This window comes from Holdemanella porci, from assembly GCF_019052655.1.
Lineage (GTDB): Bacteria > Bacillota_I > Bacilli_A > Erysipelotrichales > Erysipelotrichaceae > Holdemanella > Holdemanella hominis.
The window spans coordinates 1-8,360 of the sequence record NZ_JAHQVB010000076.1; the positions used below are offsets into that span (position 1 = coordinate 1).

Below are 8,360 nucleotides of genomic sequence, written 5' to 3' on the forward strand. Positions count from 1 at the left end.
ACTATTATTATACGCTATTTCTCGTCAAAAATCAACCATTTGTTGTGACAGAGCCAAAAAAATAAATCACAAAAAGAAAAAGTTTGGAAATTAATCCAAACTTTTTTCTATCCCCATACTTCTTCAGCAATTTCTTTAATCAATCTAACTTTAGCCCACTGTTGCTCTTCAGTTAATTTATTTCCTATTTCACATGAGGCGAAACCACATTGTGGACTTAGACACAAATTTTCTAAAGAGACATATTTGCTAGCTTCTTTAATACGGGCAATTACTGTTTCTTTGTCTTCTAATTTGGCTAATTTTGTAGTAACTAAACCAAGTACGACTTTTTTATCAGCTGTAACCTCTTTTAATGGTTCAAATCCACCAGAACGAGCATCATCAAATTCTAAGAAATAGGCATGCACGTTTTCTTTCGCAAATAATGTTTTTGCGACAGCATCATAAGCACCACTAGATGCATATGTAGAGTGGAAGTTACCACGGCATACGTGTGTGTTAATTGTAAGATCTTCAGGTTTTCCTTCAATCGCAAGATTGTTGATACGTAAGAATAATTCTTGAACTTTTAACAAACCTTCTTGATCTGTTTGGAAAAATAATGGCGCTTTTTCATCCACCAACATGCCCCATGAACAATCATCGAATTGAATGCATCGACATCCTGCATCATATAATTGTTGAATGACAACTTTATACCCATTCGCAATGTCTTGAACCAATTCTTCAGTATCTTCATAATATTTTTTAGTGTTTTCTAGTGCAAAAGGAAGAATCATTTGTTCCAAAAATTGTGCTGGAGCAGGAATGGTTTGTTTGGCAATCGTATTTTCGTCTTCGAATTGAGTTAAAAACTTGAAATGCTCTACAAAAGGATGTGTACCACTCACACCAACTTTTCCAGTGATATATGTATCATCAATCATAGCGGCTTCTCCATGGAAGGGAAGGCCTGTTTTCGTTGGTGTATGAGATACGCCATCAAATCCCCACATAAAGTCTAAGTGCCATGTAGCACGTCTGAATTCACCATCTGTGATGACGTGTAGGCCGGCTGCCTTTTCTTTTTGAACTAAATCTGTAATGCACTCATCTTCGATTTGTGTCAATTCTTCTCTTGAAATTTTTTTAGACTCATAATCTTTACGGGCTTGTTTTAGTTTTTCAGGTCTTAAAAAACTTCCAACTACATCATATCTATAAGGTGTTTGAACTGTCATAATAAATTCCTCAACTTTCGTGTGTGTTAAGTCTATCATATTTATAGTATATAGAATAATTGAAATATTCTTTAGCTTGTTATAGTTAAAAACTATAATAAAAGACCAATTTCAGTTGGTCTTTTCAATGTATTGAATTAGATGATTTAGATAGTTTTTTGACATGTTGGATAAAACTCCATCACTAATATAGCCTATTTCCATAACTTCATCACTATCAAGTGGAATGGATACAATGTTGTCTCCGTTTAAATCTGTGCTTAAGATACCTGAAGAAATCGTATATCCGTTTAGTCCAATCAATAAGTTGAATAATGTGGCGCGATCCGAAACAACAATACTCTTTTTAGATGGCTGAGTACTGTGTAATTCTTCGGAAAAGTAGAAGGAATTATTGATTCCTTGTTCATAAGTTAGACGGGGATAGTTCTTTAAATCTTCCATTTTCACTGTTTTTTTATGGGATAAAGGATTTGTCTTAGAAACAAATACATGGGGTTTGGCTTCAAATAATTTGGTGAATGTAAGATGTTCTTTTTTTAAGATACTTTGAATGACTTCACGATTGAAATGTGAAAGATACAGAATGCCTAATTGACTTCGATGGTTCTTTACATCTTCGATAATATCGTATGTTCTTTGCTCTCTTAAAGAAAATTCATATTCACTTTGATTGTATTCTTTGACTAAGGCAACAAATGCATTTACCACAAAGGCATAGTGTTGACTTGAAATCGCAAATACAGTTCTTGCAGGGAATGTGTTTTTATATTGTTCTTCAAGTAAGTTAGCTTGTTCTATGACTTGTCTAGCATAGCCTAGAAATTTTTCTCCTTGTTCAGAGAGAAGAATACCTTTATTTGTTCGAACAAATAAGCAGATGGACATTTCTTCTTCTAAATCATGAATGGATTTCGAAAGAGATGGTTGTGAAATAAATAAGGCTTTGGCTGCGGAATTAAAAGATCCAGATTCAACGATCTGGATCACGTAGCGCAATTGTTGCAACGTCATTAGTCAACAATTGTGATTGTATCAATCACTTGAGGATTTCTTGGACGATCATTGAAAGTAGTAGGTGTCTTTGCGATTTTATCTACATTTTCCATACCTTCAATCACTTTACCAAACGCAGCATATTCACCATCTAAATGAGGTGAATCCTGGTGCATAATGAAGAATTGACTTCCTGCACTATTTGGATCCATAGCACGAGCCATAGATAAAACACCACGAGTGTGTTTTAAATCGTTTTTAAATCCATTTGAAGCGAATTCTCCATGAATTGTATAACCTGGGCCACCTGTTCCGTTTCCAATTGGGCATCCACCTTGAATCATAAATCCTTTAATAACACGGTGGAAAGTTAATCCGTTATAGAATTTTTTTTCGATTAGATTCAAAAAGTTTTCAACAGTTTCAGGAGCAATCTCTGGATACAACTCAGCTTTGATTTGATCTCCGTTTTTCATTGTGATTAAAATATTTTTGGTTTCCATGTTTTTAGTTTTCCTTTCTTATATATTGTAATGCGATACAACCAAGACCAGTATGTACGGCGATTACGGAACTAATATAGTTTATATGAATATTTTCTTCAGGTACACCCTTTTCGATAAAACATTTTTTAAAATGGTTGGCACCCTCTAAAAAATCTGAGTGAATAATATAGATATTTGTATGTTCTATATCAATATCGTCAATGACTTTATCAATCGCATAGGTGTCAGCTCTTTTTTCTGTGCGAACCTTATTTAATACATCGATTCTGCCTTCTGTGTTTTTATTTAAGTGCAAGATAGGATAAATCTTTAACAAACCTGCAAGAGCTGCAGCCATTGGGGTTATCTTCCACCGCGTTTTAGGTGTTGTAAATCCTTGACTAAGATCAATGAGTTGGATTCATCGATTGCCGGTCGAATAATCTCTAATATTTCTTCAGATGGTTTGTTTGCGTCGACTAATTGCTTGATTCAAATCGCAACATGTTTTTCTAATTCACAAGTTGAATACATATCAATCACATGGACATTCATTTCTAATTCTCGTGCAATACTTTGCATGGTTGAAGCGTTTGTAGATAATCCATTTGTCAATGGAATCGCAAATACAGTATCGTATTCTTTTTTTAGTTTTTCAAATAAATTATAGATTTTTTGATAGGTTGCCATGCTTGTTTTTGGCATTTTCCCCTTGGCTAATTCTTTATAAATATCTTGTGTTGAAATTTCTAATGTATCTTGGTATGTTGTTTTGTCAATTGTGATTTGTAAGGGAAGCAGGTAAATACCTAATTCTTTTGCCTGTTTAAAAGATAGATTGGAACCTGTATCCGTTACGACGGCAATTTTTTCCATACTAGAATCCTCGAATAGTTTGAGCATCGATGTTTGTGATGATTTCAACCGCAAGTTTTACAGCATTATCATAATCTTCTTCAGAACAGATTCCAAATGAAGCGTGTGCAAAACGAACGGGAATACCGATAATGATGGTTGGAATGTTATAGCGGTGAGTAATTCCTGCATTGGTTCCTCCACCTTTTCTTACACTTTCCTGTACAGGAATATTTTTTTCATGTGCCAAATCAATCGCATAACGCATAAAACGAGGGCTTGTGATATAAGAACGGTCAAACCAACGTAACATTGGCCCTTTTTTCAAGGCAGACTGAATCATGTAGTCTTGTTCAAATGTATCATCACTTGGGCATCCTTCAAAACAAATCGCAATGTTAGGATTTAAGTTTTTGATTGCTGTGTCCATGCCTCTTTCGCCGACTTCTTCTTGTGTTGTTAATGTGGCTTCAATGTTGTGGCTTACATCTTTTAATTGGTGTAGTACATCCATTACGGCTGCACAGCCTATACGACAATCAAAGGCTTTTCCTAAGAAAATCTTATGTGCTTCATCATATTTACATGTAACTGCAGGACACATGAAGTTACCTACAGATATATGAAATTCTTCTTTTACTTCTTGAGAACTTGTTGCGCCTACATCGATTACTAAATCATCAAAATCTACTTTTCCATTACGCTTTTCTTCAGATAAGAAATGAACCGGTTGACTTGCGACAATACCCGAAATCTTTTCACCTTTATCATTAAGAATCCAGACTTCGCCAGATACAATGTTTTTTGGATCCCATCCACCTAATGGTAAAAAGCGAATTGTACCATTTGGTTTGATGGCTTGCACAATAAAACCGACTTCATCGGCATGTGCATCCAAAAGAATCGTTGTTTCATGTTCTTTGTCTTGTTTAAAGTGCATATACGTATTACGCATTGTATCATCATGAACTTCACAAATATCCTTGACATCTTCCATGGCTAATGAAGATACTTCATCTTCCATGCCACTTGGTCCAAAGGCAGTTGAGAAGTTAATAATTCGTTTAATTTTTGAATTCATATACATTTCCTCCATAAATTTGTTAATATTATAGCACAGATACATATTTGTGGATGTGTTTCTGGTCATTTGAATGAATTTGTATTTGGACAAAGGACTAGAATAATTGTATCTTACCAAAAAAGGAGATTTTTGCATGAAAAAAATAATGTCAAAACTACATTTTAGAAGTATATATAAAACAATCGTATTAACTTTGATCTTATGCTTTGTTTATAACATTGCCTATTTAATGATGAGTGCCTTAGGTATGAATGTATATCTTAGACAAAGTCTAGAAGTCGTATTAAGTTTATTGTCGAGTTTAGGTTTCTATTTTATTTGCACAAAGATATGGAAGAAACAAAATTTTTGCGCATCTGCAATTTTGAAAGTATTAGTGCTACAAGGTATTTATATTTTAATTGTGAGTGGAATTCTTACAAATCTAGTGAATGTTTGCACAAATAATACAAGCTTAATGTTAGTGTTACAACTTATTAGTGCATTCTGCTTAGTTATGATGGTGCCATTCCAGTTGATTTTCTATTATGGATTGATTCACGATAAAAACTTAAAGGAATTTATTCCTTTTGCACTAAAAAAACACCAGAAATCTATGTTGAACTGGTATTGTACATTACTAATCTGTATTGTTGTGTTTGATACAATGTCTGGAGGTTTATTTAGTGCAGCACAGGGCTTTAATGCCCAAAGTATTTTAGTTGGATCTATGTATATGGGTAATCCTATGATATCTTGGATGATGTATTTATTCTTGGGAGTTAGCTTTAAGTCGAGTCTTGCAACTATGTTTACTTATTTGTTTGTGAATTTTTTAATGGGCTTTTTCTATTGCATTCTTGAATTGAATTATGTTTCTTATGTAGGAAGTCTTTTAGATGCAGATTAATGAATTGAAAATTACCAGTCGAAGACTTGGTCTTTTAGTAAAGATGAATATCTTAACTGTTGAGGATCTATTGAAATATTATCCTTTGCGTTATGATACGGTTCAAACATTGCCCTATTCGCAATGGAATGAAAAGGAAAATGTTGTATTCCAAGGCTTGATTTGTTCAACCGCAAGAGTGATTCGTTTATCTAAGAATCGTTCGATGACTAAGTTTAAAGTCTTGTCATGGAATGAAGAATTAAACATTACTTTATTCAATCGTCCATGGCCATCTCAATTTGGTTTTGGCAAGATGATAACGATTTATGGACAATATCAAGGGAATAATAATGTGGTAGCTTCTACTTATAATTTTAAACCTTTAGATCAACAATTAGGCTTACATCCAGTATATCCATTGATTGAAGGTTTGAAGCAATCAGATATACAAGCCATTATGAAAGAGGCCCTTAAACATGTGGATGTTTTACCTCAAAGAGTACCACAAAGGTATATTGAAAAGTATAAGTTGTTAGATATATCTACGGCTTATAAATGGATTCACTTTCCAGAGAATGAAAAGCAACTGCATGCCGCAATTCGTACATTGAAGTATGAAGAGTTTCTATGTTTTCAATGCGTAATGCAGTCGATGCATGAAAAGAAGGAAATAAAAAAAGCTAAGAAATTTTCTATGGCAACAGTAAAGAAATGGATTTCAGGTCTTCCTTTTGAGTTAACGAAGGATCAGCTTTCAAGTATTGACGATATTCTATATGATTTAAAGAGTACAAATGTCATGTTTCGCCTTGTTCAAGGAGATGTTGGATGTGGTAAGACAATTGTTGCTCAAATTAGCATGTATGCCAATCAGCTAGCTGAATATCAATCGGCTTTGTTGGCACCAACCGAAATCTTAGCTCGCCAACATGTAGATAATATGCATAAATTAGGTTTAGATGCGACTTTATATGTTTCTAGTTTACCGACTAAGGAAAAGAAAGAAATTTTAACGAAACTTGAGAATGGAGAAATATTAAATGTGGTAGGAACGCATGCTTTATTTCAAGAAAATGTTATTTTTAATAAATTAGGCCTTGTGATTGCGGATGAGCAACAGCGTTTTGGTGTGAAACAAAGAAGGTCTCTATTAGAAAAAGGAAAGTGTGTTGATTTTCTAATGATGTCAGCTACACCGATTCCTAGAACGTATGCGCATTTCTTATATGGAGATATGGATATTAGTTCGATTCATACAATGCCTAAAGGAAGAAAGAGTGTTGTCACAAAGTATTTTAAAACTTCAAGTATGTCGCCAGTTTTAAAAGATGTATTGAAATTTATTCAAGAAGGAAGACAATGTTATGTCGTGTGTCCTGCCATTGAAGAGAATGATGAATTTAAAATGCGTAATGTATTTGAAATTTATGAAGGCATGACAAAGATATTAAAAGATATACGCATTGGCTTGCTTCATGGAAAAATGACAAGTCAGGAAAAGGAAGAAACGATGGACAAGTTTTCTAAACATGAATTGGATATCCTTGTATCTACAACGGTTATTGAAGTTGGAATTGATGTGGCCAATGCGAGTGTGATGGTCATTTATGATGCGCATCGTTTTGGCTTAAGTACTTTGCATCAGCTTAGAGGACGTGTGGCACGTGATAAAAAACAGGGGTATTGTTTCTTGTTGTCGGCATCGAGTGATCCTCAGGCTATTGAACGCTTAAAAAAGATGGAAGAATTAAAGGATGGCTTTGAAGTATCCAATTATGATTTGCATATGCGCGGTCCAGGTGATATTTTAGGGATAAGACAAAGTGGTATGCCTTGTCTTGTGTTTGGTGATTTTGAAAAAGACCAGGCTATGATGGAAACGTGTATTCATGATGCCAAAGAAATCATACAAGATCAAGTGGATGTGGATTTGTTGTCGTATATTTCAAGGGCTATTGAAAATGCACAGTATTTTGATTAGGAGTTTTACAATGGATAAACAGAAGATAGAGAATAAAACTATATATTTTATGTGCTTATTAAGTATGATATGCATTCTTGTTTTGATTGCTTACTTCTTCTTTTTACGTAATGTTGAAATCGATATTATGGCAAATGCGCAATATACGTATGTTGGAGAAAATGGAAATGCGAGTGTGACAGTAAGTGCAAAACAGGGAGATCTAAATCAAAGAACACAGGATTTTTTGAACTCTGTTCAATATGAAGTCAGTCCGAATACAGATTTATCAAATGGAGATACGATTCATGTAACGGCAACGTATGATGAGGCTTTAGCCAATCAATATCATTATCAGCCAAAAAGTGTTGAAACCGATGTGGTGGTAAAGGGGCTTGCCAATCGTTATAGTGCATTAGAGGACATTCCAAAAACATTGATTCAGGATGGGAAAGATGCAGCTATAGATTATGTAAAAGATAATCAAGAATCTATATATACTATAGATGGTAAAGAAGATAAGGCGCCTGGACTTGATAAACTGAAGATTGTCTATTCGGCTTATTTAAAATCGAATCAAAAAAATAATAGTGATCGATTTGTATATATTGTACAAATGAATTATGCCTCAGAAATTTTATATTATATGGTATGTATTCCAAATATTAATGATTCAGATTCGATAGATACGCATAATATTTATGGAGAAAAGGCGTATTTAACGCAAGATGAATGGAATGGTAAAGATTTTAGTGGATATGTAAATCGTGTATATTCATTAAAATATCAAATTGAACAAATAAATAAAGAAGTCAAATCAAATTGACTTCTTTCAGATTGTTGACAAAAGCCTATACCTTTTCGTAAGGGCATAGGCTTTTTATTG

The 8,360-nt window shown here is 33.9% G+C and carries 9 protein-coding genes; 3 read left to right on the forward strand and 6 right to left on the reverse strand.

The window, feature by feature from the left end:
- Positions 1–107: 107 nt before the first annotated feature.
- The 6 genes from KTQ83_RS10380 to KTQ83_RS10410 form a co-directional block, all read right to left on the reverse strand.
- Entirely contained in the window at positions 108–1,223 is a 1,116-nt protein-coding gene (locus KTQ83_RS10380) for a 5-methyltetrahydropteroyltriglutamate--homocysteine S-methyltransferase (RefSeq protein WP_186998366.1), read from the reverse strand.
- A gap of 111 nt (positions 1,224–1,334) precedes the next feature.
- Positions 1,335–2,237, reverse strand: coding sequence for a LysR family transcriptional regulator (locus KTQ83_RS10385; protein WP_117924305.1), 903 nt, complete (start codon positions 2,235–2,237; stop codon positions 1,335–1,337).
- Positions 2,237–2,722 carry a peptidylprolyl isomerase gene (locus KTQ83_RS10390; RefSeq protein ID WP_117924307.1) on the reverse strand — a complete coding sequence of 162 codons (486 nt, stop codon included), beginning with the start codon at positions 2,720–2,722 and terminating at the stop codon, positions 2,237–2,239. Before KTQ83_RS10390 ends, KTQ83_RS10385 begins: the two co-directional genes overlap by 1 nt.
- Positions 2,723–2,726: 4 nt before the next feature.
- Positions 2,727–3,062 carry a DegV family protein gene (locus tag KTQ83_RS12655; RefSeq protein ID WP_217256767.1) on the reverse strand — a complete coding sequence of 112 codons (336 nt, stop codon included), beginning with the start codon at positions 3,060–3,062 and terminating at the stop codon, positions 2,727–2,729.
- Between the two features lie 134 nt (positions 3,063–3,196).
- The gene (locus KTQ83_RS12660) at positions 3,197–3,580 is read right to left on the reverse strand and encodes a DegV family protein (protein WP_217256768.1); all 384 of its coding nucleotides are present in this window, start codon (positions 3,578–3,580) and stop codon (positions 3,197–3,199) included.
- A 1-nt stretch (position 3,581) separates the two neighbouring features.
- Positions 3,582–4,640, reverse strand: coding sequence for a M42 family metallopeptidase (locus KTQ83_RS10410; protein ID WP_117924311.1), 1,059 nt, complete (start codon positions 4,638–4,640; stop codon positions 3,582–3,584).
- A gap of 136 nt (positions 4,641–4,776) precedes the next feature.
- Between KTQ83_RS10410 and KTQ83_RS10415 the strand changes: the two genes are divergently transcribed.
- Genes KTQ83_RS10415 through KTQ83_RS10425 form a run of 3 tightly spaced genes read left to right on the forward strand, consistent with a single transcriptional unit; the run spans position 4,777 to position 8,300 of the window.
- Positions 4,777–5,532, forward strand: a complete 756-nt coding sequence (locus KTQ83_RS10415; protein ID WP_217256769.1) for a hypothetical protein — start codon at positions 4,777–4,779, stop codon at positions 5,530–5,532.
- Positions 5,522–7,495, forward strand: a complete 1,974-nt coding sequence (gene recG, locus KTQ83_RS10420; protein ID WP_117924316.1) for an ATP-dependent DNA helicase RecG — start codon at positions 5,522–5,524, stop codon at positions 7,493–7,495. The genes KTQ83_RS10415 and recG overlap by 11 nt, the downstream gene beginning before the upstream one ends.
- Before the next feature lie 10 nt (positions 7,496–7,505).
- A complete protein-coding gene (locus tag KTQ83_RS10425) occupies positions 7,506–8,300 on the forward strand; it encodes a hypothetical protein (RefSeq protein WP_186998362.1) in 795 nt (264 codons plus the stop codon).
- Positions 8,301–8,360 lie beyond the last annotated feature (60 nt).